Source organism: Microcoleus sp. T3_A4 (assembly GCF_036700465.1).
Classification (GTDB): domain Bacteria; phylum Cyanobacteriota; class Cyanobacteriia; order Cyanobacteriales; family Microcoleaceae; genus Microcoleus.
The window spans coordinates 1-25918 of sequence record NZ_JAUBOY010000023.1; the positions used below are offsets into that span (position 1 = coordinate 1).

The 25918-nt window shown below is 44.8% G+C and carries 17 protein-coding genes; 8 read left to right on the forward strand and 9 right to left on the reverse strand.

The window, feature by feature from the left end:
* Positions 1-120: 120 nt before the first annotated feature.
* A complete protein-coding gene (lipB, locus tag QUA07_RS14375; RefSeq protein ID WP_333326176.1) occupies positions 121-804 on the reverse strand; it encodes a lipoyl(octanoyl) transferase LipB in 684 nt (227 codons plus the stop codon).
* Between the two features lie 151 nt (positions 805-955).
* Between lipB and hpf the strand changes: the two genes are divergently transcribed.
* Positions 956-1609 carry a ribosome hibernation-promoting factor, HPF/YfiA family gene (hpf, locus tag QUA07_RS14380; RefSeq protein WP_333326177.1) on the forward strand — a complete coding sequence of 218 codons (654 nt, stop codon included), beginning with the start codon at positions 956-958 and terminating at the stop codon, positions 1607-1609.
* 175 nt (positions 1610-1784) lie between these two features.
* Positions 1785-2423 carry a Uma2 family endonuclease gene (locus QUA07_RS14385; protein WP_333326179.1) on the forward strand — a complete coding sequence of 213 codons (639 nt, stop codon included), beginning with the start codon at positions 1785-1787 and terminating at the stop codon, positions 2421-2423.
* Positions 2424-2553: 130 nt separating this feature from the next.
* Here the strand turns inward: QUA07_RS14385 and QUA07_RS14390 are convergent, their stop codons facing one another.
* The 3 genes from QUA07_RS14390 to QUA07_RS14400 all read right to left on the reverse strand — a co-directional run bounded on the left by QUA07_RS14390 (position 2554) and on the right by QUA07_RS14400 (position 5150).
* A complete protein-coding gene (locus QUA07_RS14390) occupies positions 2554-3012 on the reverse strand; it encodes a peroxiredoxin (protein WP_333326181.1) in 459 nt (152 codons plus the stop codon).
* A 291-nt stretch (positions 3013-3303) separates the two neighbouring features.
* Complete coding sequence (locus tag QUA07_RS14395; RefSeq protein WP_333326183.1) at positions 3304-4200, reverse strand: metal ABC transporter permease; 897 nt, start codon at positions 4198-4200, stop codon at positions 3304-3306.
* 140 nt (positions 4201-4340) lie between these two features.
* A complete protein-coding gene (locus QUA07_RS14400) occupies positions 4341-5150 on the reverse strand; it encodes a metal ABC transporter ATP-binding protein (RefSeq protein WP_333326185.1) in 810 nt (269 codons plus the stop codon).
* A 102-nt stretch (positions 5151-5252) separates the two neighbouring features.
* Here QUA07_RS14400 and QUA07_RS14405 point away from each other — a divergent pair, with 102 nt between their 5' ends.
* Positions 5253-6488, forward strand: a complete 1236-nt coding sequence (locus QUA07_RS14405; RefSeq protein ID WP_445305889.1) for a metal ABC transporter substrate-binding protein — start codon at positions 5253-5255, stop codon at positions 6486-6488.
* 187 nt (positions 6489-6675) lie between these two features.
* Here QUA07_RS14405 and QUA07_RS14410 read toward each other — a convergent pair whose 3' ends face one another.
* The 3 genes from QUA07_RS14410 to QUA07_RS14420 are packed head-to-tail and all read right to left on the reverse strand — an operon-like array spanning position 6676 to position 13653.
* Complete coding sequence (locus tag QUA07_RS14410) at positions 6676-10335, reverse strand: helicase-related protein (RefSeq protein WP_333326188.1); 3660 nt, start codon at positions 10333-10335, stop codon at positions 6676-6678.
* Positions 10332-13370: a hypothetical protein gene (locus tag QUA07_RS14415; protein WP_333326190.1), complete on the reverse strand. Its 3039-nt coding sequence runs from the start codon at positions 13368-13370 to the stop codon at positions 10332-10334. The genes QUA07_RS14410 and QUA07_RS14415 overlap by 4 nt, the downstream gene beginning before the upstream one ends.
* Positions 13371-13383: 13 nt before the next feature.
* Positions 13384-13653, reverse strand: a complete 270-nt coding sequence (locus QUA07_RS14420; protein ID WP_333326192.1) for a YciI family protein — start codon at positions 13651-13653, stop codon at positions 13384-13386.
* Positions 13654-13816: 163 nt separating this feature from the next.
* Between QUA07_RS14420 and QUA07_RS14425 the strand changes: the two genes are divergently transcribed.
* Complete coding sequence (locus QUA07_RS14425; RefSeq protein ID WP_333326194.1) at positions 13817-14389, forward strand: Uma2 family endonuclease; 573 nt, start codon at positions 13817-13819, stop codon at positions 14387-14389.
* 258 nt (positions 14390-14647) lie between these two features.
* Here the strand turns inward: QUA07_RS14425 and pheT are convergent, their stop codons facing one another.
* Positions 14648-17092, reverse strand: coding sequence for a phenylalanine--tRNA ligase subunit beta (pheT, locus tag QUA07_RS14430; protein ID WP_333326196.1), 2445 nt, complete (start codon positions 17090-17092; stop codon positions 14648-14650).
* 533 nt (positions 17093-17625) lie between these two features.
* Between pheT and QUA07_RS14435 the strand changes: the two genes are divergently transcribed.
* The 4 genes from QUA07_RS14435 to QUA07_RS14450 all read left to right on the forward strand — a co-directional run bounded on the left by QUA07_RS14435 (position 17626) and on the right by QUA07_RS14450 (position 25313).
* A complete protein-coding gene (locus QUA07_RS14435) occupies positions 17626-19257 on the forward strand; it encodes a serine/threonine-protein kinase (protein WP_333326198.1) in 1632 nt (543 codons plus the stop codon).
* Between the two features lie 236 nt (positions 19258-19493).
* Positions 19494-22667: an MASE1 domain-containing protein gene (locus QUA07_RS14440; RefSeq protein ID WP_333326333.1), complete on the forward strand. Its 3174-nt coding sequence runs from the start codon at positions 19494-19496 to the stop codon at positions 22665-22667.
* A gap of 27 nt (positions 22668-22694) precedes the next feature.
* Positions 22695-24503 (forward strand): PAS domain-containing sensor histidine kinase, encoded by a 1809-nt coding sequence (locus QUA07_RS14445; RefSeq protein ID WP_333326200.1) that lies wholly within the window; start codon positions 22695-22697, stop codon positions 24501-24503.
* A 312-nt stretch (positions 24504-24815) separates the two neighbouring features.
* Positions 24816-25313, forward strand: coding sequence for a hypothetical protein (locus tag QUA07_RS14450; protein WP_333326203.1), 498 nt, complete (start codon positions 24816-24818; stop codon positions 25311-25313).
* Between the two features lie 81 nt (positions 25314-25394).
* Here the strand turns inward: QUA07_RS14450 and QUA07_RS14455 are convergent, their stop codons facing one another.
* Positions 25395-25886: a WbuC family cupin fold metalloprotein gene (locus QUA07_RS14455; RefSeq protein WP_333326205.1), complete on the reverse strand. Its 492-nt coding sequence runs from the start codon at positions 25884-25886 to the stop codon at positions 25395-25397.
* Positions 25887-25918 lie beyond the last annotated feature (32 nt).

The following is a 25918-nucleotide window of genomic DNA, read 5'->3' on the forward strand; positions in this document are numbered from 1 at the left end:
TTAATGAACCCTAAACATTTAAGAAATTGGTTTGCTAATTGCTGCTACTGTACCTCATAACAGCGGGAAACGCTGTAGTAAGGTTGACAGCGACGCACCCTACACATTCGTGAAGCGAAGCTATCCCGTAGGGAATCGCACAATTTCCACTGCAAAAACGCGAGCAAACTCAGCGACAACGAGCGATCGCACTTGATCGACATCAATTCCGGGGATAAACTGCTCTAAACTGCCAACAGGTCGATCGGGAATCCCGCAAGGTACAATTTGCCCAAAACCTGCGAGATCCGGGCAAACATTTAAAGCAAAACCGTGCATCGTAATCCAGCGGCTGACTTTAATGCCGATCGCACCTACCTTGCACCCATCCACCCAAACCCCAGTCATACCGGGAACCCGCGAACCCTTCAACCCCAAAACTTCCAGCACCCCCAGCAGCACTTCCTCCAACTGCCGCAAATACCAGTGCAAATCAGGCTGGTGGCGCCGCAAATTTAAAATCGGATAGCCCACCAATTGGCCCGGACAATGGTAAGTCACCTCGCCGCCCCGCTCAACTCGGTGCAATTCCGGCCCAGTTTGACTTGGAGCAAATTTCAGAAATTCCAACTTCGCGCCCTGTCCCAAAGTGTAAACCGGCGGATGTTCCAGCAAAATCAGGACATCTGGTAAATCTGGTTTGTCGCGGCGGTCTTGCACGAGTTTTTGCTGGATTTCCCAAGCTTGGGAGTAGGGAACTTGTCCCCAATTGAGGAGCAAGCAGGGTTGTGCATTTAGTTGTTGAGGGATGAGAGGAGAAACCATGCAAAAAATCAATAGTATTTTTACGGAATATTGGCCTAGCTTAAATCAAGAATTGTCAACATATAATAAAAGATTTGGAAGATAAGTGTTTTCGAGAATACATAGTGCTACTGTATAAAATATACCCAAGTTACAGAAGGGAGGGAGCTCTATGAAGCTTGTTATCCAGGGTAAAAATATAGAAATCACCGATGCGATTCGCGAGTACGTCAATCAAAAGGTGGAAAAGGCAGTTAGCCATTTTCAAACTTTGACGACAGAAGTGGACATACATCTATCGGTGGCTCGTAACCCCAGGATCAATCCTAAGCAGACTGCTGAGGTGACAATTTATGCTAACGGCAGCGTGATTCGGGCTGAGGAAAGCACGGAAAGCCTGTATGCCAGCATAGATTTGGTTGCCGACAAGATAGCTCGTCAACTGCGGAAATTTAAGGAAAAACGTCACGACAACAAGACCCAGAGTAGTGCCAAAACGGTTACGGTAGTTGAGGAACATCCTGTAGTAGCGGATCTGATTGGCGATCGAACTCCCGAACTTCCTGCTGAGGTGGTACGGACTAAGTATTTTGCTATGCCTCCAATGACGGTGCAAGAAGCTTTGGAACAATTGCAGATTATCGATCACGATTTCTATATGTTCCGTAATGCGGAAACAGACGAAATTAACGTACTCTACGAACGAAAGACTCACGGTGGTTATGGAGTGATCCAACCCCGCCACAGCAACGGTAACGGTAATAGCAAAAATGGCAAAACTGCCGAAAGCGCTACATCTGAAAAATCGAGTGTTGCGAAAAGCTAGATAATTGCTGAGTGCTAATTGTTAATGGCTGCAAGTCATTAGCAAAAAAGGACTAAAGTCCTTACTACGAACCACGAGTTTTTAGTAAGGACTTTAGTCCTTTCTTGGTTTTTTAAGATAATGATTCGTAGTCAGGACGTTGCTGATATTGCCTAGAGAAAATGGATGACAAATTATGCTATTGGAGTTAAGACAATTAAAGATTCAACCGGGTCAGCAATTACTGGTTGAGGATGTTAACTGGCAACAATTTGAAAGTATTTTGGCGGAATTAGGAGAACGTCGTGCTTCCCGACTTTCCTATAGTAACGGACGGTTAGAAATTATGGTTCCTCTACCCGAACATGAAAAAGCCAAAGAAATTATTGGTGACATGGTAAAAATTTTGTTGGAAACACGACAAATAGCCTTTGAGTCGTTAGGTTCGACAACGTTGAAAAACGAACGCATGAGTCAGGCTGTCGAACCGGATACCTATTTTTACATTCAAAATCAAGCAGCCGTTATCGGTAAAAATCGCCTCGATATGAGTGTTGATCCGCCCCCAGACTTAGCTATAGAAATTGATCTTACCTCTCGCACGCAGTTGGATAATTATCAAATTCTAGGAGTGCCGGAACTTTGGCGGTACGCACGGCGAGGGCTACAAATCAACGTCTTGCAAGCCGAACAATATATTGAGTCTGATGTGAGTCCCACTTTCCCCAATATCCCGATTGTCCAACTGGTGAATCAGTACACTCAGCAGAGTCAAGTTGCTGGTAGAACCCACGCTATTCAAGCTTTTAAAAATTGGGTACGGGAAAACCTCTAGTCTCAGAACTTTCTTCCTCACTAAAAACCCTTAGTTCGCAGTCAGGAATTTAGTTTTTTCTTGGTTTTTTAGACAATGAGGGATGAGGACTTTCGTCCTCACTACCAACACTATATTTAAGCAAATCCATCTAACTTTTGATGGTTTCTAAAGTTTTGAGTGCTTCTGCAACGTGCGCTTTGAAGTCTAACATGGAGTCAAAAATATGCTTGACAATGCCTTCTTTGTCAATGACATAAGTTACTCTACCAGGCATAATCCACAGGGTAGGTGGAACTCCATATAATTGCCGAACTTTGTTACCAGTATCGCTCAGCAGTGTAAAGGGTAGCTGATATTTGGCAGAAAATTGCTGGTGCGATTGTTGCGAATCTTCGCTAATTCCTATGACTTCTGCACCTGCGTCTTTGAAGACTTCGTAGCTATCTCGAAAAGCGCAAGCTTGGGTGGTGCATCCGGGTGTGTCGTCTTTGGGGTAAAAGTAGACTATGACGTTTTTTTTACCTTTAAAATCTTTGAGGCTGACTGATGTGCCAGTTTGAGATGGTAAGGTAAAATCGGGTGCGGTGTCTCCTACTTTGACGGTCATGTTTTTTTTAACTTAGTAGAGCTGTTTGCGTGAAAATTTAACTTTTGTTATTGTACAGTTTTTTGTGACCAATAGTTCGCAGTTGCGATCGCCCGCTGCGACAGCCTCCCATTTTTGCTTTCTCGCACTGCTAAAAAAACCCCTTTTTACACAATCTGGATGCAGCCGACGATTCGCAGTTACGGGGATTAATTCGAGAGGCTTTTTTGAACCGCAGATGCACGGGGATTAACGCAGATTGTTATTGAAAATTGGAGGGGCGGGGCTGAATCGTTAACACAAAGTTAGTTGTTATCGACCTTTAGTTAAATTTTTTAATTCCCGCCAGATTGGAGGAATTTGACCGGAGTGTGTGCGGGGCTGGGTGAGGATTCCTTGAGTCGGACTGAACAGTAATGATAGCACAAAGAATCCCGATGCAACTAAAACTATTGCGGGCCCGGATGGCAAGTTATAAAAGTAGCTGAGATACATTCCGCTAATGCTGGAAATAACTCCGATTATTGCGCCTAAAATCATGACTTGGTGCAGACGAGTGACTAGGAGATAGGCGGTACTTGCGGGTGTAATTAATAGGGACAAAACTAGCACTACGCCAACGGCTTTGAGGCTGGCAACTATGGTGAGGGCGATGAGTACCATCAATCCGAAGTTGAGGAGGTTTACTGGCAAACCTGTGGCTTGCGCTCCTAATGGGTCGAAGGTGTAAAATAGCAGTTCTTTGTAAAAGACTACTACAACTAATAAGACTACGGCGACTATGACGGCTGTGTCGATCGCATCTTCAGCCGTAACGCCGAGGATATTGCCGAAAAGAAAGTGGTTGAGGTCGATTTTGTTGTCTTTTTGGACGATCGTAATTAAGGTGATGCCGAGGGCGAAGAATGCCGAAAATACGATGCCCATTGCGGCGTCTTCTTTGATTGTCGATCGAGCTTTGATCCAAGCTATGATTACTGTACTCAAAACTCCGGCAATGAAGGCGCCGATAAAGATATTTGCTCCCAGGATAAATGCGATCGCCAATCCGGGCAAAACCGAGTGGCTGATGGCGTCTCCGAGCAAGGCCAGCCGCTGTACCATTAGGTAGCTGCCGACGATCGCGCAGACGATGCCGACGAGAATGGCAATTATGAGCGATCGCTGCATGAATCCGTACTGCAACGGCTCAATTAAGGTTTGTATCATAAAATTATAAAATCACAGTTAACGAATGACTAACAATCAAAGCAACCGGGTTTAATGGGAGATTGATCGTTGCCAAACCCAATATTACCCAAGAAACTGGCTTCAAAACCGTAACTCGTAGATTAATGACTGTTAGCTAATTAAGCGGCTTGTCCGGCAAAAAACATTACTTGTCCGCCGTAGGCGCGGTAAAGGTTTTCTTGGGTTAGCACTTCTTGGCGGGAACCAGCGGCAATCAGTTCTGTATTGAGCAAAATTAAATCGTCAAAATTGGTAATTGATTCGCCTAAGTCGTGGTTGACTACTAAGACGATTTTCCCGGCATTTGCTAGCTGGTGGAATATCTCAAAAATGATATTTTGAGTTTTTTGGTCAACGCCGACAAACGGCTCGTCAAAGCAGAAAATAGCGGCTTCTTGGGCTAATGCTCTCGCTAGAAATACTCGCTGTTGCTGTCCGCCGGAAAGTTGTCCGATCGGTCTGTCTTTGTAAGTAGTCATGCCTACTCTTTCTAAGGCATCGGCAGCGGTGCGGCGGCTAGCTGCGGAGAAGCGGCGAAACCATCCGGCTTTTCTGACTCTTCCCATCATCACGACATCCCAAACGGTGGCGGGATAGTTCCAGTCAATTTGCGATCGCTGGGGCACGTAGGCTACTGTTTCGAGTCGATCGGCGATCGCTTCCTCGCCCCAGGTAACTGTGCCGCGATTTGCCGGAATTAAGCCCAACATTGCTTTAATCAGCGTGCTTTTGCCGGCACCGTTGGGCCCAATAATACCCGTCAGCCTTCCCGGTTTGACGGAAAGATTGATATCTCTGAGTGCCTCTACCGTGCGGTAGTTTACTGCTAAGTGCTTAACAGCGATAATTTCAGTGTCGGTAGCGCTGTCTTTGAGGTGGCAAACCATTTTAGACCAAGGATTCTCGTTGGGGAAGGCGGCGGTATTCATTGCGGTGACTCTATCTCCTTTTTATTAAGTTTACTGTAAAAATGAAAAGAATATGAAATCATCGGTAAATAGGAATAATCGGGAACGCACCAGAGGTAGATAATGCGACAGTCCAAGCTGGAAACCCCTCAAACTATAGGTTTGGCGGCGAAAATCTCAAGTCGGTTAAAACTCATATCTTCCACAATTCTCAATAACAGGCAAGATGCCTGTTCCACAAAGAGTGAGTTTTCTGGTGGGGTGGGCATCCTGCCCGCCCAGACAAGGGTTATTGAGAATGGTGTCAGATGTGAATTAAAAGCGAGGGCAATTGTGAAGCAATCCTATAAAGGAGAGTTTAGCAGTGAGGCGGCGATTGAAACCTCCCGCCCTGGATTGAACAAGTCCAAAGTATTTTTTATCAGAACTATTGCCTGCGGCATTTTGACTTTGGGCTTATTTAGTTGTACTCAAACCCAGGGCGATCGCCTCTCTCCACAGGCAGATGCTAAACCCAAGGTAGTTGCTACCAGCACAATTATTGAGGATTTGACCGATCGAGTAGCGGGCGGCGAAGTTCAGCTAACAGGAATTTTGCAGCCTGGAACCGATCCTCACGTTTACGAACCGGTGCCAAAAGATTCTCAAGCTTTAGAACAAGCTAACTTAATTTTATATAACGGTTACAATTTGGAACCGGGATTAATTAGGATGATGAATGCCGCCGGAATTAAGGCACGGAAATTAGCAGTGGGGGAAGTTGTCAAGCCTTTGCTACTGAATAAAGAAGGCAATACCGTACCCGATCCGCACGTTTGGGGAAATGTGGAAAATGTAGTTCAAATGGTGGAAGCAATTCGGGATGCGCTAATCGAACTATCGCCGGAAGATCGGGAGAAGTTTACGCAGAATGCTGTGAAACTTACTGAAGAGTTAAAACGTTTGGATAGTTGGATCGAACAAGAGATTAAAACCATCCCCGAAAATAAGCGCGCATTAGTAACAACTCACGATGCTTTTCAATATTACAGCCGCGCCTACGGATTGGGAAGTGCGGGAAGTTTGATCGGGATTAGTACGGAGGAACAGCCAAGCGCTCAAACGGTGCAGAAGTTAGTAGAATCGGTGAAAGCTGCGGGAGTACCTGCTATTTTTGCCGAGACTACAATTAACCCGCAACTGATTAGAACAGTGGCGGAGGAAGCGGGGGTGAAATTGGCGGCGCAGCAACTTTATTCGGATTCGATTGGGGCGCCCGGAAGCGAGGGCGATTCTTATGTGAAAATGATGTCTGCTAATACTCGCACCATCGTCGAAGCTTTGGGGGGAAAATACACGCCGTTTGAAGTTAGCAAGTAGCAAGTATGGTGCCCCGGAAGAGTTTTATTTTCTCTGGGGGGTGACAGCTAGCTGACGCAGCCTACAAGTTTCAGTAGGCTTGCATTGCATAAGTCTTTGATTGGTACAGAAACCGCAGATGCAAGGCAGATAAACACAGATAAACGCAGATTATTGAAGGAATTGAAAGCTTGGGAATGCAAGAGGTCTAGTTTATCTGGTTCGACAAAATTAAATTGAGCACGTTCAATTCGTTGGAACTTAAAAGATATTTATCTGTGAAAATCTTTTCTCGACTTTGCTCTAAACTGTAGCTTCTAAACACGATAAATGGGAAGTCTCGATACTTGTGTCCGATCGGCATTACACTATCTACAGGGTAGATCGATCGCACATAAGCCGACAAAATATCCCGAAACCGCCTATCTTCCGGTTCTTCCAGCCTGCTGTCAGCAAAATACTCTTTCATTTCCTCAGCGCTGACAAAAGCAAACAGCGGTATGGCATAATAGCGATCGAACTGCTGACTCTGCTCTTCAAAATACTGAGTTTTCTCCACATCGCTGTTGAGAAACTGCAAAAGCTCGATCGCACCTCCTGTAATGGCCGATATTACATTCTCCGGGGACGAATCGCTATCCCTAATTAGACGCATTTTGTGCAGCAACTTCTTTTCTAGACATTCCTTGATTTCTCGATGAAGCCGTATCTGGTATGTTTCTACCAAAGTGCGATCGGCTAGAGGTACGATCAACAAACTACCGCAAACATGACCGAGTTCTAAATTATCATAGCTCAACAAACCATCCAGCGGATTACACTTCTCCAAAAACTTACGATTAAAATCCTCCCGCATTTCCAGATAGGAATCGCCCTTTTTACGAGACTTATCAGAATTTGTCAAAACAAACTCCCCGCGACCCAAAAGCTGTTCCAGGCTCGTATAAACCTCCTTAAACAACATATTTCCTCGCTGGCTCTCGCTCTTTAATGTTTTAATTAGAGCCGCCATTTTGCTGCTAAAAGTATCCCCGACTGCGGAAACCGACTTACCGCCGATGGGAATCATCAAAAACTTTTCCCTACCTAAATAACCGTATCCCGAAATCCGCGTCATCACCGCCGTCTTCAGAATTAGCAATAAATTCAACAAACTCAATTTGCTTTCTTGCAGGGAAAGTGCCGCATCATCAGCGTAATAAACTGCGGTATCAGATAGGTAAAAAACCAATTCTTTGTCTTCACCATCAAGGGTTTTACCGTTGTCATATTCTCCGCGTCCCCGATAAATCACCTGTATGACTTCCATCAGATTTTTCTCAATCTGGAAGTGAGCAATATCAACTAAAATATGCTTAGTTTTCGGGAAAGAAAGTCCACGACTTCCCGATGCAGTCATAAAGATTACTTTAGCTGTATTTTTGTATTCCTGTATTTTTTCTTTCTCATCTTCCGAGATATTCGCGTGAATTTCCAGATAATCGGTGAAAGGCTCAAAAATTTCGCGACTATCTTTAATTTTTTCAATTAATTCGGCTAATCTTTGCTTGTTTTGAATATATACTATAATTTGTTCCACACCGGGGATGGCTAATCGGTGGTTGATATCCTCAATTATTTCAGACTGTACCCGCTTTACTAAATTAGTATTCTGTTTTAAAGGCGCATTTTCACTGTATTTAACAGTTTCGACAAATACCTTATAAGTTATCTCTAAACTGCGCGCCGGGTAGGAATTCGCATTAATCACCTTTGCAGCTAGATTGTTAAATTTAAAAGGAATAACTTGTAAAGGTTGAATTTCTTCCGAATCTTTCGCTAACTTTTTAAAATAGATTTTGTCCGGTTCCGGTGACGTGTTATCAAGGTGTTGTTTAATGACATCAGTGTCAACTATCGAAGCATCTGCGACAATAATTTTAGTATTAAAGCCATGTTCCCGCTTGTGTAACTCATGTTTTTTGACAATCTTGGCAATTCCGGCTAAAAACTCAACGCCACCATCATCTCCCGTAATTTCATCTATCATAATGAAAATATGTTTGATGCGACTGGATATTTCTTGCATCTTAGCGGGAATGACCCGTTTGTCCCGTTTATTGTAAGTATCTTGAAATATTTTTTCTAAATGCTCTAGGGTATTTTGTCGGTTTTCTTTCATCTTCACCGATTGAATAGAAACGGTAGCTACGATATTACTAGATACCCGCTCATTTATCAGCGCGTATATACCTTCGCAAATGCTCTTGAGCACTCCATTTCCTTTGGAATTAACGGGTTTAATTACTGTTTCTCCCTTTTTTTCAAGTTCTGATTGATGATATTCCGTCCTCTTAATTTCTGAATCATCCTTGAGGAAGCGAACAGTTTTTTTTGTCAAATCTTCGCGATATTTATTCGATGCGTACTTGACGGTACAGTGTCCTGAATTGCTTTTGATGATATCGGCGTTAGTGTTGATACAAAATAATCGATCGTCGCACAGCAAACGAGTATTTTCATCTTTGAATTTTTCGCTAATATCCAAGTTTACTTGCTTGCGGGGACTGACGTATAGGAATAAGAAACCGTCGTCGATATGGCTTTTGAGGAATTTGGCGATCGCAGTTGTTTTCCCAATTCCCGGATTCCCCGTCAAAAAGATATAAGTTTCATCAGATTGAAGCGCTTTCACAATCAATTCAGCGTGAGCATTTCGCAGGTCTAATCCGCGAGAAATTTGCAAGTCATCTGCCAGTTTATCTGATATAATATCTATGGAATTAACAAAATCGTCTATCCGTTCTGTATGAGGTACAGGTTCAGTGACATTTTTTCCAATTCCCAACAAAGAATCAACAAACTTTCGGCCGTCTTTGAAACTGCGAGCCGCGTTGAGTTGAATAACCTTTAAAACTTCGGTGCGAGCATCGCTAATCTCTTTACCTTTCGCTTCATTCTGGTAAATTTGGGAACAAGTTGCTAATAAGTTAATTTTGTCCTGGCGTAGGGAAATAGCGCTAATATTGCGATCGCCATAACCAACCACATTAAACAAAACCTCAGCATCACTTGAAATTATACCAGTTTGTTGTAGAAATCCATAGAAACTGTGAGCGTAGCTACCAGCCTGAATCAGCTTAGCGCTTTCCTTATCCTTATACTTAAAAGCTGTAAAAAAGCGTTTTAAATCCTCCGAGAAATCCACACCTAAAGTGCTGGTATCCATCCGCAGATTAGAAAACACGCTTTTCGATCGCAAATAGCTAATTTCCCTCATCAAATATTTTCGTATCACCTCTATTTCATTGATATCCTCCGGTTTTGGAGCTAGCGTCGGAGAAAACACAGACAAATCAACGCAGAGAATTCTAAAATCATTTCCATACTGTAACAGCATCAGCGTATCAGCCTGCAAAAACTCACCCTTTTTCGAGTAGCAGCGGATGTACGAGTTAATCTCATCATCTGATAAACTAAGTTTGGCAGTTTTTAACTGAGACAATAACTCTTTAAACGCTTCTTTATCACCCTTGTTATAGGTTCTGATACTGTTAGCATCACTAAAACTGCACTGACAATACACTATTTTCAACCGCTGCAAATTCCAGCCAGTAGATTTCACGTACTCCCGGAAAAAATTCAACCCACCCAAAAAGCCTTTTTGGACAAAGAACAAACTCCATTTTTCAACGATTTCAGCATCTAAACTAGCCAGGAGATTCGCTTCTCTAACGATTTCCGCCGTCATCTTCGGCAATTTGAGCCTCTGCAAATCCAGACGGTAGGCATCACCAAAATTGTGACTTAAATTTTCCCCCTGAATATATGCGAGAATCCCGATATTGAAGCCTACCTCAAACAGCCGCCCAAAATCTTCACTTATCATAATTGTGTACTTCCCTTAGTGACATTTAATACTTCTCTTACCTTATTCAAAAAAGCCAGGGAGTTAAACTCAGCATTCCCGCGCGGATGACTAAACACAGATACAGCACCAACGGATTCATCGCCGATAATCTGCTCGTAGGGGTCAAGTTTAAAACTCAGATCTTTTTTGCGAGCTTCATAGCGATAAAAGTGAAAAATTGTTAAATAATGTAGCAAAGTATCTTTAATTGCACCGTCGTAAATTAACCCTTGGTGAAGGTCTTGATCGTCCAGAATACCGTCGTATATATGCAACAAAGTAGAGTAGGAAATCACACCGTTATAAAAGTTTTTTTCCTCCTTTACCTTAAGCCCGTTAAACAAGTTAAAAAACATCACAGCTTGTTGACTGGTATCTGCAAACAAGCTCGAAAGCTCCATAGCATCCTGAATGTAAAAAGGTTTTCCCTTATCACCTAGGAAACTGCGGACATAGTATTTATCAAAAAACATCGGATAAATTTTGATATCTCGTCGCTCTCCTTTCAAAGTTCGGAGCAATTTTTTTGACATAAAAGACAATTCCTCGTCTTCCTCAGTCTTTGTAATATGCAGCGTACTCATGTAAGGTGCTTGCGAAATATATGCGAAATTCCGATATCCTTGCTGATAAAGCTGACTCATTGCATCTTCAAGGATTAACGGCTCAGTATAAAGGCGGCTGACACTGTAATTTTCGGAAAAAGTTTTCAGCACTTTGACTTCAATTGCATCATCTTCGAGGCGATTAATCCCGATAGCTTCTCCGATTAAACTAGCTGTTCTTTGGAAGCGGTTTTTATTACTTTTTTTAGCATCACTGTCGCGACTGGAAACAACAATGATTGCTAAATTATCCAACTCTGGAGATAACTTCACATTGTTAAATTTAAACCTTTTCGGTAGAATTGAATACATTGAACTCAAACCGTTATGAACTTTGTAACTATTGGGATATTCTCTAATACGAAATCCCTGAGAAGTTGAGCGTTGTTTTTCACTCAAAATGTGACATAATGTTTTGGAAACGTTAGCCATAAATTTTTCAGAGACCGAAGGGTGTTTTTCGTCACCTTCATGGAGCCTCACCATCGGAATAAATAAGTTTTTTGCAGTATTTTCGAGTAAAACTCTCAGGCAGATATAAGACAGCAGCAACATGGTAAATTTATACACAAAAGCCGCTGCAGGTAGTAAACCTTTATCACCGCTGTCTAGTCGTTTGTCGTCATAAGGAAACAACACTAATTTTGTTGTTAAAAAATGCTGGTTGTATATTTTTCTAGAACGATCGGCTTTAGGTGCTGAAAGCATTGGCAAAATATCGACACCTTTGATATTGTATTCCATGCTGAAATTTTGGCGTTCATCAGTAGGAAAATAGCGGACATCTTCGATAGTAATATTTATCGGTAGCTGACAGATGGCTGTTTCATCAACACTAGGCTGTTCGACGACAATATAATGTAGTGTCTGCTTGTAATTTCGATCCAGAACTTCATTAAAAAATTTATCATTATTCAAAATATTTTCAATGTCTTCTAACAGACCTATTTTGAGGTTTACGTGTCGCGTTTCTGTACGGGTTGGCAAAATTGTTTGGCGTTCGAGAAAGCCTTTCAGCATTCTTTTAAGATGGTTAATTTTATGTTTAACATTAACCTCCTTAAAGCGTGTAACAAAATTTCGGAAAAGTCTTTTTTTGATTTCCTCATTATCACGATTTAATACATCTTTCATGAGTTGCTCAAAAGCCGGAATAGGATTAAATTCAAGTTCCAATTCTGGGTTGTAATTTTGCGATCCTGGAGTGTGGGGAGATGCAAACACACAGTGATACAAAAATGCTATTTTTAACACTTTGCGGACGAAGGTTTCGGTATTAGCATCTTCGGTAAGTTCTGCTTTGTGTTCTTCACTATCGGGATTTAGCAGATTCAAATGATATTCAAATACGTCCTTTCCACCGCGCGCTTGAACTGGGTTGTCCAATTTTAGTTTGAGACCAAAGATAAATTTACGTTCGTTCCGATGATTGTCCGTGCTTTCTCCCAAGTAACCTTCTACAAGAGGAATAATTGGCAGCGCATCTAAAAATTCCGAGCGCGCAAAAATTTCTCTGTAATTAACTCTAACACCAGCATAATTTGCAGCATACTCGCCATCGGCTTTACTGCTGTCGTTGATGTAATCTTCTATCAATCTGAGACGACGAATCAAATCTTTTAAATAGATGATTCCTACAGTATCTGTGCTGCTAGCAGTGATGTGTTCCAGCAGATACTCCAAATAAGTAATCTTGGCTTCTTTGTTAATTTTTCCTAGGGTTTCTTTGTCTACCAGTCGGATCAATTTATGAAAATCCGAGTATTCATTATTAACCATCTCATCAAGACGATGGTTAAGTTCTTGCTTATCGTCGCTATTCTCGGCATTTTCCCTAATATAGTTTTCTAAACCCTCCTTTAGCTGTTGTTGAAAAATATCCGTATTTCGTACAGCAATAGTCAATTTATGCAGTTTTAAAGTCCCAGGACTTGCAGATATCTGGCGTTCCAAAGTTAGCTTTTCTTTTTCTAACGAAGTGTGGCGAGTACCAAAATCGTATTTGAGACCTAACTTTTTGCCGTCTCCCTGAAAAGAGGATGAATCTAAAGGACTGATTAAGCTAGCGACAAACTTTTCAATTGAAGTATTGTGTGGGAGCAATTTAGATGCTAAGTGCTGCCGCAAACACTCTTTAATCTGCCTGACTCGATCGCCAAAAAGCTCCTCAACTTCTGGCGGGAAATTGACAGTGGCAGCATCTGCTTGACGTTCAAAGGAACCCAAGGGTGTCCGCACTTGCATTTTTGCAACATCAGCAGCAATGGCATCAATATCGACGATCAGACGGCGGCGGTCATCTGATATATTAAACGGATTGTTTCCCTGCAAAACTTCTAAAATCTTTGCCAGCAAATCGCCATAGTCAACTGGAACTAAATCGCTGTCATCCAATCTTAAGATGTTCACCCTGTTAACCCCTTCAAAAAGCTTGAATCCACTCTTTCACGTCGTACTCAGTCCAAACCCCATTTACCCAATAAGGATCGGCTTCCACCAATTGTCGCACCTGCGCCTCATCTTCAGCTTCGTAAATTGCAAAAACTTTTGTTAAATCTTTCGTTGGCCCGATCGTACTTAACACACCCGATTCCTTCTGCTTAGCCAATCCTGCTAAATGAGCGTCTCGAAAGGGAGTGCGTTTTTCGAGAACGTCTTCGCAGTAACTTCCCCACATCACATATTTGGTCACGGTTTTGAGCCTTGGATAAATTTGTTTAAAAATAATTGTACAATAAGAGTAGCAGGATTTGACGAGTTTTTTTAGGATAAAATTGATTAACCGCAGAGGGCGCAGAGGTCGCTGAGGAAGAGAGGGAAGAAGAGAGAGGTTTGTTAGAAAGAAGGAGGTTACTATGACTTTATTAGATATTCGGCTGCTGACAGTTGAAGAATATGACCGGATGACGGAAATTGGTATTTTTGACGAAGATGAACGGGTAGAATTACTAGCAGGACAGATAGTAAAGATGGCAGCAAAGGGAACTGCTCACGGTGCGGCGATTGCGCGCACGAAGATATTACTGGATAACCGTTTAGGAGAGCGGGTTTTGGTGCGGCTGCAAGACCCGGTTCGGATGAATAATTACTCGCAACCTGAACCGGATATTTCTGTAGTTATACCAGATCCACTTTACTATGAAGACCACCATCCAATTCCTTCAGAAATTTATCTGATTATTGAAGTTGCGGATACTACGCTGAGAACGGATTGCGGGATTAAAGCGAAAATTTATGCTGAGTCGGGAATTACTGATTATTGGGTTTTGGATGTGAATAATCGGCAACTCCACGTTTTTCAAGAACCGAGTCAGGATGGTTATCAAAGTCGGGTGATTCTTGCGGATGGTGATAGTATTTCTCTTTTGCGGTTTCCTGATTGTTCTTTTTTTGTGCGGGAGATGTTGCGGCCCTTGGTGTCAATTTAAGGCTTTTTCCCTGAGTCCGGCAGGGGTTGAAACCCCCGCCTCAAAGCTGAAGTCCTCTCAAGAGGACTGAAGAGTTCATTAGTTAGCAATTATGCACTTTAGAGGGTTTTATTGCAAAAATTTGAGATTCTTCGCTTTGCTCAAAATGGCAAATTTACCTTGTAATCCGTAAGTCTTGTTAGTCCTCTTTAGAGGACTTTAGCTTTTAGCCAGGGAATTCATTCCCTGGCGGCCTCCATTGGTGAGTGACGGCCTATTTTAGCTTCTCAAACTAACGCCGAATTTCTCAACTAAAACATCGCGAACTTTTTGTTGTGCCGGTTCGACATCGGTTTCGCTCAAAGTTCGATCGCCCGCGCGGTAAACTAACCGAAAAGCCAAACTCCGCTGTCCCGCCGGCACGTTGTCGCCCCGATATTCGTCAAACAGTTCCACCGAATCCAGCAAACTACCCGCCGCCTTTTTCATCGCACTCTGCATCTCAACAACGGGAACTTCAACCGGTGCGAAAAATGCAATGTCTCTGTCAGAAGCGGGGAAACTCGAATAACCCGCGAATTTGCGAGTTAAGTTGTTCGATCGCCCTAACTCACCCAACAGCACGGCTAAATCTAATTGAAACACGTAAACCTGCTCAGGCAAATCCTTTTCTTGCTGCAATTGCGGGTGCAACTGTCCAAAAACTCCTAAATGTTTCCCGTTTAACGATAACGCAGCGGTGCGGCCCGGATGCAAGCGTGTATTCGAGGAATCGCTTTGATATTCCACCGACAAACCCAACTCCTGAAACGCGCTTTCCAAAACCCCCTTGGCCTCAAACCAAGTCAAAGGTCGATCGCGCCCTCCCTGCTGCCATTTCCACACAGTCGGATCGCCGCCAATAATCCCCGCAACTGCATCGGCTTCCTTCATGGCATCCCCATCTTTCCAGAAAATGCGGCCGACTTCAAAACCGTTTAGCGCCCCATTTCCCTGTTCCAAATTGTACTGGAAAGCATCAATCAAACCCGACAGCATTTCTGTCCGCAAAGCCGAATACTCCACAAACAGCGGATTCGCCAGCACAACCTGATTGTCTCCCTCAGTTTTCACCAAAGAATAGTGCATCAACTCCGTCAACCCGGCCGCCCGAAAAGCCGATCGCACATTCCGAATTGCTGCGTATTCCGGCGACAGATAACCAGGTTCCGTTTTGCTGGGCAAAGTATCGCAGAAATTGTCATAACCGTGGAGTCTGGCAACTTCTTCAATTAAATCGATTTCCCTTTCTAAATCGCGGTAGCGGTAAGGAGGAACTGTTATCGCAAACACCCGTTCTTTTTCCGTTGAAACAACTTCGCATCCCAAAGCTGTGAGAATATTTTTTACCTCTTCCGGTTCCAGATATTTAGAACCGCCCGTTTCTCCTCTTTTCAACTGCCCTAAAACCAGATTTACTCGGTCGAGACGCAATTCGAGCGATCGCGAAAAACTCAAATCCTCGCCCGAACGCGACGTTTTCTGCACCGTCGCAGTGCCTCCAGCCAACTCCAAAATTAGAGCTACAGCGCGGTTGCAAGCCGTCGTCAAAGCCGCCTGATTCACCCCCCGCTCGTAGCGGATCGATGCCTCGCTCCGCAGGCCTTGAGCGCGCGCAGAACGGCGAATCGTTGCCTGGTCAAAAATCGCTGCTTCCAAAACTAAATTTTGCGTTCCTTCGTGAACTTCCGTATCTTCGCCGCCCATTACTCCAGCTAAGGCAACAGGTTTGTCGCTAGCAGTAATTAACAGATTTTGTGCTTGCAAATTGCGGTTTTGTCCGTCCAAGGTTTTGAAGGATTCCCCTGATGAAGCAAAGCGGACGCCGATGTTGATATCTTGAGTACCAGTGAAAGATTGTAGGCGATCGCGATCGAAAGCGTGCAGTGGCTGACCCCATTCCAATAAAATGTAATTAGTCACGTCAACCACATTATTGATCGGTCGCACTCCCGCCGCCTGCAACCGCTGCTGCAACCAAGCTGGAGAAGCAGCAATTTTCACACCTTCAATTGCCGTGCCGATGTAAATCGGGCATCCTTGCGGTTCCGATATTTCTACTGCCAAACCAGGACTTTCTTTGCCCTCAATCGCAACACCATTCGCTGCGGGAATTCTCAAACTCGCCCCAGTCAGCGCCGCCACTTCCCGCGCTACACCCACCATGCTCAAAGCGTCAGCCCGGTTGGCAGTTGCTGTTAAGTCTAAAATCACGTCATCTAAACCCAAAAGCGGGCGAATATCGCTGCCCAATTCGGGATTTTCTAAATCGAAAATGTGAATCCCGGCTGACTCTTTAGATAGTCCCAATTCCGCCAGAGAGCAAATCATTCCTTCGGAAGGAACTCCCCGCAATTTAGCAGGTTTAATCTTTAAATCAATAGTCGATAAATAAGTGCCAACAACAGCGACAGGCACGTAAATATCTGCCCTAGCGTTGGGTGCGCCGCAAACAATATTCAAAGCTTCTGAAGAGCCGACATCCACTTGACAAACTCTCAATTTGTCTGCATTCGGATGCTGTCCGCAGGCGATGATTTTGCCCAAAACTACACCGCTTGCCCACGGGCGGCGGTCTTCAATTTCTTCAACTTCAAAGCCTGCCATTGTCAGGGTTTCGGCTAATTCTTCCGGCGACATCGCCACATCCACCAATTCCTGCAGCCACTTTAGAGAAATACGCATAATTTAGTCAGTAGTTAGTTGTCAGTGCTCTGTAGTTATTAGTCATTAGTCGGCGCCGACGGGCTACGACTTTTGAGTCCCAGAATTTATTCGGGAAAGCTTTTCATAGCATACTAATTTAAATTTGTCAAGACTTTTATGGTACACATCAGCAAAAACGAGGGATCTGCCCAGAGGTCGATGGCTACTGGCGGATGAGTAGCATTCTCATTCAGAGAATGAGCTATGCTAGATACATCTAACAACGCAAAAAGCATCTAAGTTTAGAAAGACTTTACACAAAAAAGCACAACTTTAGCAAGTCTTTAAACTATCTTCAAGGATAATCAACCGAAAAAACTCACACCAGCGAGATAATCAAAATAGGGAAAAGATATCGGCCTAAAAGACTTAGGTGCAATTCCAATTCGCGATCGAACGCACGGCCTGCCGAAAACTGATAGATTAGTATGTCTACCAGAAGCAGGAACAGGCTATTTGTGCAGTCGAGCGACGCTGACAAGATCAGAACAACATAGGCAAACTCAATCAATATGAGCTACTGCGTAAATCCGGGCTGTCCCCATCCTCAAAACCCTGCTGACTCTATTCTTCAGTGTCAGACTTGCGGTGCGCGGTTATTGCTGCGCGCTCGCTACCGAGTCATTGAACCGTTAGGACAAGGAGGTTTTGGAGCTACATTTCTGGCAAAAGACATCTCATTGCCCGGTCAACCGAGTTGTGTGGTCAAGCAACTGCGACCCAGTAGTTCGTCGCCGCGAGTTTTAGAGATGGCGCGGGAATTATTCAAGCGAGAGGCGAAAACCCTCGGCCAACTGGGCGACCACCCGCAAGTACCGAGGCTACTAGACTATTTTGAAACAGAACAGCAATTTTACTTAGTTCAAGAGTATGTTAAAGGCTCGACTTTGAAACAAGAAGTCAAGCACTCAGGCCGTTTCAACGAATCGGATGTTAAAAATTTTCTATTAGAAATTCTGCCAGTAGTGCAATATATCCACAGCCAAGGAGTAATTCACCGAGACATCAAACCCGCAAATATTATTCGCCGAGTTCAAGACGGCCACTTAGTTCTGATTGACTTCGGAGCGGTAAAAGACCAAGTTAGTCAAACAATATTATTAGACCCCGCCGACCAAAGCGCCAACACGAAATTTTCAGTCGGCACATTTAGTTTTGCCCCCCCGGAACAAATGGCGCTGCGGCCGATATTTGCCAGCGACATCTACGCGGTGGGCATGACTTGCTTGTACTTGCTGACAGGAAAATCGCCCAAGGATTTAGATTTTGATGGAGTAACCGGCGAAATTGTTTGGCAGCCCCACGTTCAGGTAAGCCCAAATTTTGCGCGGATTCTCGAAAAAATGCTCAAGCCGATGGTTGGGCACCGCTTCCAATCGGCAGCAGATGTCCTCAGAGCTCTCTCTGGCCAATTTGAAGACCCAAGTCTTGTGGATGGCTTGGCAACTCAATTCAACGGCTCTTCTCGTACAGTTGAAGAACCGACAATATTTAATGACGAGGGTTCTTCGTGGTCACCGCCGAGGAGCAAAATCAATGAAGATTTGCGATCGAACCACACCCGCGCTGGTAGAACTTCCTTCAGCCAATCTGGGAACACGGGGATGCAGCCCAGAGTTTCCCGTACTCTGGCTGAGTCCGGCAGAACTTTCGGAACGGTTGGACATTCTAGCGACAATTTAGCAGTGTCAAAGCTATCGAAAGTTGCTCCTAAGTGGGACACCAACAGCTTGCGAGCGGCATATTTTAAAGGCAAGCGCGATTTTGCTGACTGCGAACTGTCTGGCCTGCAACTGCAAAAATTGCAGTTAGCGGGGGGGAATTTTTATCAGGCTAGGTTGGTGAAGGCCAATTTGCAAGCAGCGGATTTGTCGGGCGCGAATTTGGGTCACGCGAGGTTAATTCAGGCAAATTTGCGAGATGCTAATTTGACTGAGGCTTATTGCAGCACTGCCAATTTTGAAGGCGCGGATTTCCGAGGTGCTGACTTGACGGGGGCTTATTTGACTAAGGCGAATTTGCGGGGAGCCAATTTGTGCGGGGCGAATCTTACCAACGCTACAGTTTCTGATGAACAACTGGCAATGGCAAAGACCAATTGGCTTACTATTAAGCCGGATGGTAAGCGGAGTTTTGGATTTTAAGAAGTCATTAGTCATTGGTCATTAGTCATTGGTCATTAGTCATTAGTCAGTAGTCATTAGTTAGTGGGTAGCTGCTACGAATAACAACAGTCAACAGTCAACAGTCAACAGTCAACAGTCAACAGTCAACAGTCAACTCCCCCTCCCCCAGTCAGGTGAGTCGTCAGGAGGAAGCTCGATCGCCCCAAAGCCGCCTAAATTAAAAACTAGGAATGGAGGATTCGATCGCACTAAACATGAAACTGCTCAACCCCCGCACTCGAACGCTTCTGTACACCGGCATCCTGGCGCTGGCCTACTTTGTTACCGGAAAACTCGCAGCGTCGATGCTGGGACTGGTGAAAGCCGAACCCTCCCCCGTGTGGCCGCCCGCCGGTATTGCTCTAGCGGCACTGCTACTGCAAGGGCGACGGATGTGGCCGGGAATTGTCCTCGGTTCAGTGCTGTTAAACTCTACCGGCGGTGTACCGTCGGCTGTCATTGCCACATCGGCCTTTAGCGTCACCCTGCAAGCGCTGGCTGGAGAGGCTTTGCTGACTTGGAGCGGATTTTCTACCAAACTCGATCGATTGCGAGATGTTCTGGCTTTAGTGGCGGGCGCTGTCATCGGGTCTACTTTGGTCGGTTCTATCCTCGGCAACTTGGGTACGTGCATTTTTGGTTGGGCTCAGTGGAGCAATTTCTCTCGGAACTGGTGGACTACGTGGCTCGGAGACGGCATGGGAATTTTGATTGTGACGCCTGTGCTGCTGACTTTGAACCACGCCGTTAACAGTTTTAAATTTCCACTAAAACTTAGATGTTTCACTATTCTCAATTACTTGTTTAGGAACAGGCATATTGCCTGTTCCACAAGAGATGAATTTGATTGTGTAACAGGCATATTGCCTGTTATTGAAAAGGGTGTAACAGGTGAGGAAAAATCTCGAATTATTTCAAGTTTAAAAGCATTTTTTAACTGGAACAATAACCAATCACAAGTTACAAATTATTCAAGCAAATGGTCTGCAAGTGAAAACAGATATAATCTTCTATTTTTAATTATTAATTATTCAGAAATAGCGCTCTGGCTGACTCTCTTGCTGAGTGTGAGCTGGCTGTTTTTTTGCTCAAAAACACAAGCGGCGATCGCTCTGTATCCGCTGGAGTATCTGCCTTTTCCTCTGATAGTTTGGGCTGCCCTGCGGTTTCAACCGGCGGGAGCGATTTTTGCTTATTCGATCGTCTCTTACATCGCGATTTGGGGAGCCGTGCAGGGAGGCGGCCCGTTTTTGGCCAAAAGCGATAATCTCAAACAGGCGGTTTTATTTTTACAAGCTTTTACCGGTACGATCGCCCTTGTGGCTCTGATGTTGGCTGCCGCCGTAGCAGAACGCCAGCAAGCGCTGGTGGAGGTGCGCCGCACGGCGGCCATGCTGCGCGATCGCGAAGCTAGTTTAGCCAACGCTCAGCGCATCGCTCAGTTGGGAAATTGGGATTTAAATTGCGCCACCCTCACAGCAACTGACAACTCCGAAGAATCCGCAGAACATCATATATCCAATATCGAATTGCGGTGGTCAAACGAACTTTACCGCCTCTTGGGTTTTGCTCCGGGAACTGTCAAACCGACACCAGAAGTTTTTTTGCAGGCTGTACATCCAGAAGACCGAGAATTGGTGGCGCGATCGCAGCGCCAAGCTATGTTTGAGCGCACACCCTATTGCATTAACTACCGAATTGTGCTATCAGATGGCTCCGAACGCACTGTCTGCGAACAGTCGGCCATTCAGTCAGGGGCGATCGCCGCCACAGTTCAAGACGTTACCGAACGCCACCGCGCGGAAACCGCTTTGCGGGCGTCCTCCGATCGCGATCGCTTGCTCTCAGAAATCGCCCTGCGAATTCGCAACTCCCTCGACCTCGAAGAAATTCTCAACACTACTGTTGCCGAAGTCCGGCAATTTTTCAAGGCAGACCGCGCTTTCATCGGTATTGTGGACGCGGAGGGGGTAAATCTTCCTAACCCGGTATACGGTAAGGTTGTGGCCGAGTCTGTGGATGCCCAATGCCGTTCTCTTTTGGGATGGGTACTCGCTGACGAGAATCACCTCGAAAGCCAGAAAACTTTTTATGCTAACAACCGTGTCCGAACTATCTCCGATACTGCTAGCGTTCAACTCAACGTTCCTATTGCCCAATTGTACAGCGACTATCAAATTAGAGCGACGTTAAATGTGCCGATCGTCCTGGGCGATGAATTGTTCGGGATCTTGGCCGTCAACCAGTGCTCGGGGCCGCGCCAGTGGCAGGAATTTGAAATTGATTTGTTGGAAAAACTCGCTACCCAAGTGGCGATCGCTCTCCAGCAAGCCCAACTTTTACAGCAGGTAAAAGCTCTCAATGCCAACTTGGAATCTCAAGTCGAAGAACGCACCCGCCAACTACAGCAAAAAATGCACGAGTTGCAAGAAAGCAATCGGCTGAAAGACCTATTTTTGCACGCAGTTTCTCACAATCTCCGCACTCCTGTTATGGGAATGTTAATACTGTTGAAAAATTTGCTCAACAAATCGGCATCTGATTCTCTACAAGATGTTCCGGTTTCTCGATCGATTTTGCAGCGCATCGTTCAAGCCAGCGAACACCAGTTGACTATGGTTAATTCCCTGCTCGACGCTCACGCTAGCGAGGTGAAAGGTATTGTTCTCAATACTGTACCGCTAGATTTGCCGTCTTTAGCTTCAGCCATTGTTGCCGATTTAGAACCGATGCTGGCCAAAAATCAAGCAACTTTGACTCAGGAAATCCCGGCGGATTTGCCACAAGTCAAGGCCGACAGCAAACACTTGCAGCGGGTGCTAGAAAATCTGTTGACTAATGCTATTAAACACAATCCTCCGGGAGTTAATATAACTTTTAAAGCCGAGGTAATTGCAGTTGAAAAAGCGCTAAGTTATGAAGAAAATTCCCAGGCTTTAACATCTCAAACTACTCAGATCGCCCGCTGTATCGCTAACGGGATATCTGCTGCGGGCGATCGTCCTAGGATCGGCGAGACCACCCAGAAAAATCAGGAAACCGTGGCCAAATTCAACCTCGACGGCAGTTGCAAAATGCCCCGCTATCAGGGTCAAATTGGCAATAGCGGCAGCAAATTGCCCGGAGTCACCGTAAAAATGGTTCGCTGTACTGTAACAGATAATGGAGTGGGAATCAGCGCCAAACAGCGGGAATCTCTATTTGAACTTTACGTTCACGACCCTAATAGCCGACAATTAACAGGGCTGGGTTTGGGCTTGTACCTCTCCAAGCAAATTATCAAAGCTCACGGCGGCGAAATCGGCGTCGAAAGCACTCCCGGCGGTGGCTCGACTTTCTGGTTTTCGCTACCTGCTGTCAATTCGGACGATCGATCTTTCTCAATCTAAAATCTAAAATCTAAAATCTAAAATGGTATGAACTCTTTGGGCAAGGCAAAATCTGTTCAGGCGTTAACGGTTTACGAGGTGTGGCGCGATCGCTTCCTCCGAGATCGGCTGCGCCCTGCTGTCGGAATTGCCATCTTTTTTGCCTTCACAATAACGATCTATTTTCTGGGCGAAAGATTCTTCGCTCGCCAGGAGTTTAAAAGTGTTTATTTGTACACGAGCGCTGCTGTAGAATTGGGTTTGTTGACCTGTTTTGTGTTGCAGAAAACATCCTTCGGACAGCGCTATCCCGGTTTGCTCTTTTTGGGTTTTTCGTGGTCGCTGACGGTAGTTGTACAGGTTGGGCTAGCTGTCGCACAAGCCGGGGAATTACCAATTTTTACCTGGATTTTAGCGTTTCTGATCCAAGCTACGCTGATGCCCGTCCGCTGGCGCCTCCACCTGATCTCTCAACTCGGCGTTTTGTGTTGCCACGTCGGGATAAATTTGGTTTTAAATCTAAGTTTGGCTAAGTATACTCCTTTTAAGTTGACCGGGTTGTACTTATATTTGTTTTGGATTTGTTTGATTTGCGATTTGTCGGTTTATTGGTACGAATGTCTGCAACGGAAAGAGTTTAGTACCAGGCGTGAGTTGGAATCTGCTTACCAGCAGTTGGAGGTGGCGGAGGCGAAGTACCGCAGCATTTTTGAGAATGCCGGCGAGGGAATTTTTCAAAGCACTCCCGATGGTCGTTATATTACTGCAAATCCAGCTTTGGCGAGGATTTACGGCTGCGATTCCCCGGAAGAAGTGACGGCCAAGTTTACTGATATTGAACGACAGTTGTACGTCGATCCGGCTCGCAGAAATGAGTTTTTGCGATCGATCGAGGAAAGCGGCACAGTATCGGATTTTGAATCTAAAATTTACCGCTCAGACGGCAGTATTGTCTGGATTTCCGAGAAGGCGCGGGCGGTACGGGACAGCAGCGGCGCCGTGCTTTATTATGAGGGTTTAATTGAGGATATCACGCAGCGCAAACAGGCACAAGAATCGCTGCGGCTGTTTATTCACGCTCTTTCTCACGACTTGCGAAACCCGGTAGCGGGAATGTTAATGGTGCTGAAAAATTGGCAGACGAAACCTGGGGATTCGATCGCAATTCCCCGTTCTATTTTGGAGCGGATGATTCAAGGTAGCGAGCAGCAATTGCGCTTGATAAATTCGCTGTTGGAAGTTCACGCCGGGGAATTGCGTGGTTTGGTTTTGCACTGCGAATCGGTTAATTTGAGGGCGATAGTTGAAGCTGCTGCGACAGATTTGGAGCCTTTGATGAAGGAGGGTAAAGCTACTTTTAAAAATTTGGTGCCGGATGATTTGCCAGCCGTGAATGCGGACAAAACTCAGTTGTGGCGCGTCTTCTCTAATTTAATAGCTAATGCTTTGAAACACAATTTTCCGGGATTGAATTTAACAGTTTCGGCTCAAGTAATTAATGCGGAAAAATTAACTATAAATCAAAGCACAGCAAAACAAAACATCGACAAATTACCGATTACCAATCCACAATCCCCCATTACCAATTCCCAATCCCCAATCCCCAATCCCGGAAGTAGGATGATTTACTGTACCGTGGAAGATGACGGGGCGGGAATCTTGCCGGAACAGTGCGAACATCTTTTTGACCTTTACGTTAGGGGCGATCGATCCCGACACTCGGTTGGTTTGGGTTTGGGTCTCTATCTTTGTCGGCAAATTATTGGTGCTCACGGCGGCCAAATTGGGGTAATTAGCACTCCCGGTGCTGGGGCAAGTTTTTGGTTTACTTTGCCGCTGGCTGAGAATTTCCGGTGATTTTTTTGTATTTTTAATTACATTTAATCTAGCAATCTTGCCAGATCTTTAGAACGTTATTAATTGCTGAAACCCTTGCGGAATATGCTCTTCCTTCTGCCTGCGGCTATACTTTTGTTGTGCCGTCGCAGGTGCTTTTTGAGTAGTTCAAGCCAAATCAGTCGATCGGAGTATTTCGATCGGACTATTGATATTAATTTAAAAGCGTGGTATACTTCCAAAAGTTTTTAAAGGAAAAATAAATTTTCGATCTTCACATTTTCTTTAGAAACATCATTTAATCTAGAAAATCTCTAAAACTAGATAAAAAATATGCAATTTATGTTTATCGAGCAAAGCTCAGGAAATACAGCTAAAGACAATGCAGCTAACTACGACTCAGCTAAATATAACGAGCGGTCGTTCTCAACTTTAATGCGGGCGCTCCGTCTTTCCCAAGGTTACTTTTCTTTCGTTTTAGTCCACTGCAACTCGCTAACTTTGCGGCAGCAAATAGTTGATCGGCTGCAAGTAAATTGTCCCGTTAAACCCCGACAACTGTTTTTGCCCAAATCCGCGACAACTCTCTACACGACAATTGCAGCAGAAATAGACGGCGAAAAGCCTCCTGCTTTAATGCTCCTCGGTTTGGAATCAGTGGAGCCGATCGATCGATTGCTCGTTTCTACCAACCTATTATGCAGCGAATTCAGCAAAAAATTTTCCTTTCCCCTCGTCTTTTGGGTGACGGATGAGCTTCTGAGAAAAATCATTCGCACCGCCCCAGATTTATACAATCGGATGACGACAATTAGATTCATCAGTAATTAGTAATCAGTCGATCGATTTTAGATTTTAGAGTTTAGATTTTTAACTCTCAACAGTCAACAGTCAACAGCCCACAGTCAACAGTCAACAGTTAAATTCCGCTTCCCAAATCAAGACTAATTCTCGCGCCGCCGCAGTTCCCTCAGCAGGAAAACCTGCCAAAAAGTCTTTATCAGCCCCCACGTCGTAAGGCCCTTCCTTAAACTCTAAAATCACAGTATCCTGTGTCAAAGCTACTAACGTGTGAATAGTGCCCTCTGGCAGTTCGACAGCGCGAGTCGGACCGGCCGCGCTGACTCGCAAGGATTGCAGGATTTGACCGTTTTCGTTCAAAATAAGAATACCGACTTCTCCTTGAATCACCACAAAAAACTCAAAACCGCTAACAGCAGGCGGGCGCAGGTGTTGGTGAGGGCGGACGTAAGTGCCTGGTTGCAGCACGTTGACAAACCGCTGCACCTTTTCAGATAAATCATGGAAATTGTAGTTTTGTCGCTGGCGGGGACTGCGGCGGGAGGAAGCGGCAACTTCGTCTAGCAATTCTTGCGTCAGCAATTTGATCGGAGGGGACTGCACAACAGATATCCTGTATTTAAGAGTTTGTGAAC

What these genes read in the sequence shown, in the direction of transcription:
- pheT (WP_333326196.1), bottom strand. Translation starts at nt 17,092, where the DNA reads ATGCGTATTTCTCTAAAGTGGCTGCAGGAATTGGTGGATGTGGCGATG.
- QUA07_RS14405 (WP_445305889.1), top strand. Translation starts at nt 5,253, where the DNA reads ATGCGACAGTCCAAGCTGGAAACCCCTCAAACTATAGGTTTGGCGGCG.
- QUA07_RS14390 (WP_333326181.1), bottom strand. Translation starts at nt 3,012, where the DNA reads ATGACCGTCAAAGTAGGAGACACCGCACCCGATTTTACCTTACCATCT.
- hpf (WP_333326177.1), top strand. Translation starts at nt 956, where the DNA reads ATGAAGCTTGTTATCCAGGGTAAAAATATAGAAATCACCGATGCGATT.
- QUA07_RS14435 (WP_333326198.1), top strand. Translation starts at nt 17,626, where the DNA reads ATGAGCTACTGCGTAAATCCGGGCTGTCCCCATCCTCAAAACCCTGCT.
- QUA07_RS14410 (WP_333326188.1), bottom strand. Translation starts at nt 10,335, where the DNA reads ATGATAAGTGAAGATTTTGGGCGGCTGTTTGAGGTAGGCTTCAATATC.
- QUA07_RS14400 (WP_333326185.1), bottom strand. Translation starts at nt 5,150, where the DNA reads ATGAATACCGCCGCCTTCCCCAACGAGAATCCTTGGTCTAAAATGGTT.
- QUA07_RS14450 (WP_333326203.1), top strand. Translation starts at nt 24,816, where the DNA reads ATGCAATTTATGTTTATCGAGCAAAGCTCAGGAAATACAGCTAAAGAC.
- QUA07_RS14395 (WP_333326183.1), bottom strand. Translation starts at nt 4,200, where the DNA reads ATGATACAAACCTTAATTGAGCCGTTGCAGTACGGATTCATGCAGCGA.
- lipB (WP_333326176.1), bottom strand. Translation starts at nt 804, where the DNA reads ATGGTTTCTCCTCTCATCCCTCAACAACTAAATGCACAACCCTGCTTG.
- QUA07_RS14440 (WP_333326333.1), top strand. Translation starts at nt 19,494, where the DNA reads ATGAAACTGCTCAACCCCCGCACTCGAACGCTTCTGTACACCGGCATC.
- QUA07_RS14425 (WP_333326194.1), top strand. Translation starts at nt 13,817, where the DNA reads ATGACTTTATTAGATATTCGGCTGCTGACAGTTGAAGAATATGACCGG.
- QUA07_RS14385 (WP_333326179.1), top strand. Translation starts at nt 1,785, where the DNA reads ATGCTATTGGAGTTAAGACAATTAAAGATTCAACCGGGTCAGCAATTA.
- QUA07_RS14445 (WP_333326200.1), top strand. Translation starts at nt 22,695, where the DNA reads ATGAACTCTTTGGGCAAGGCAAAATCTGTTCAGGCGTTAACGGTTTAC.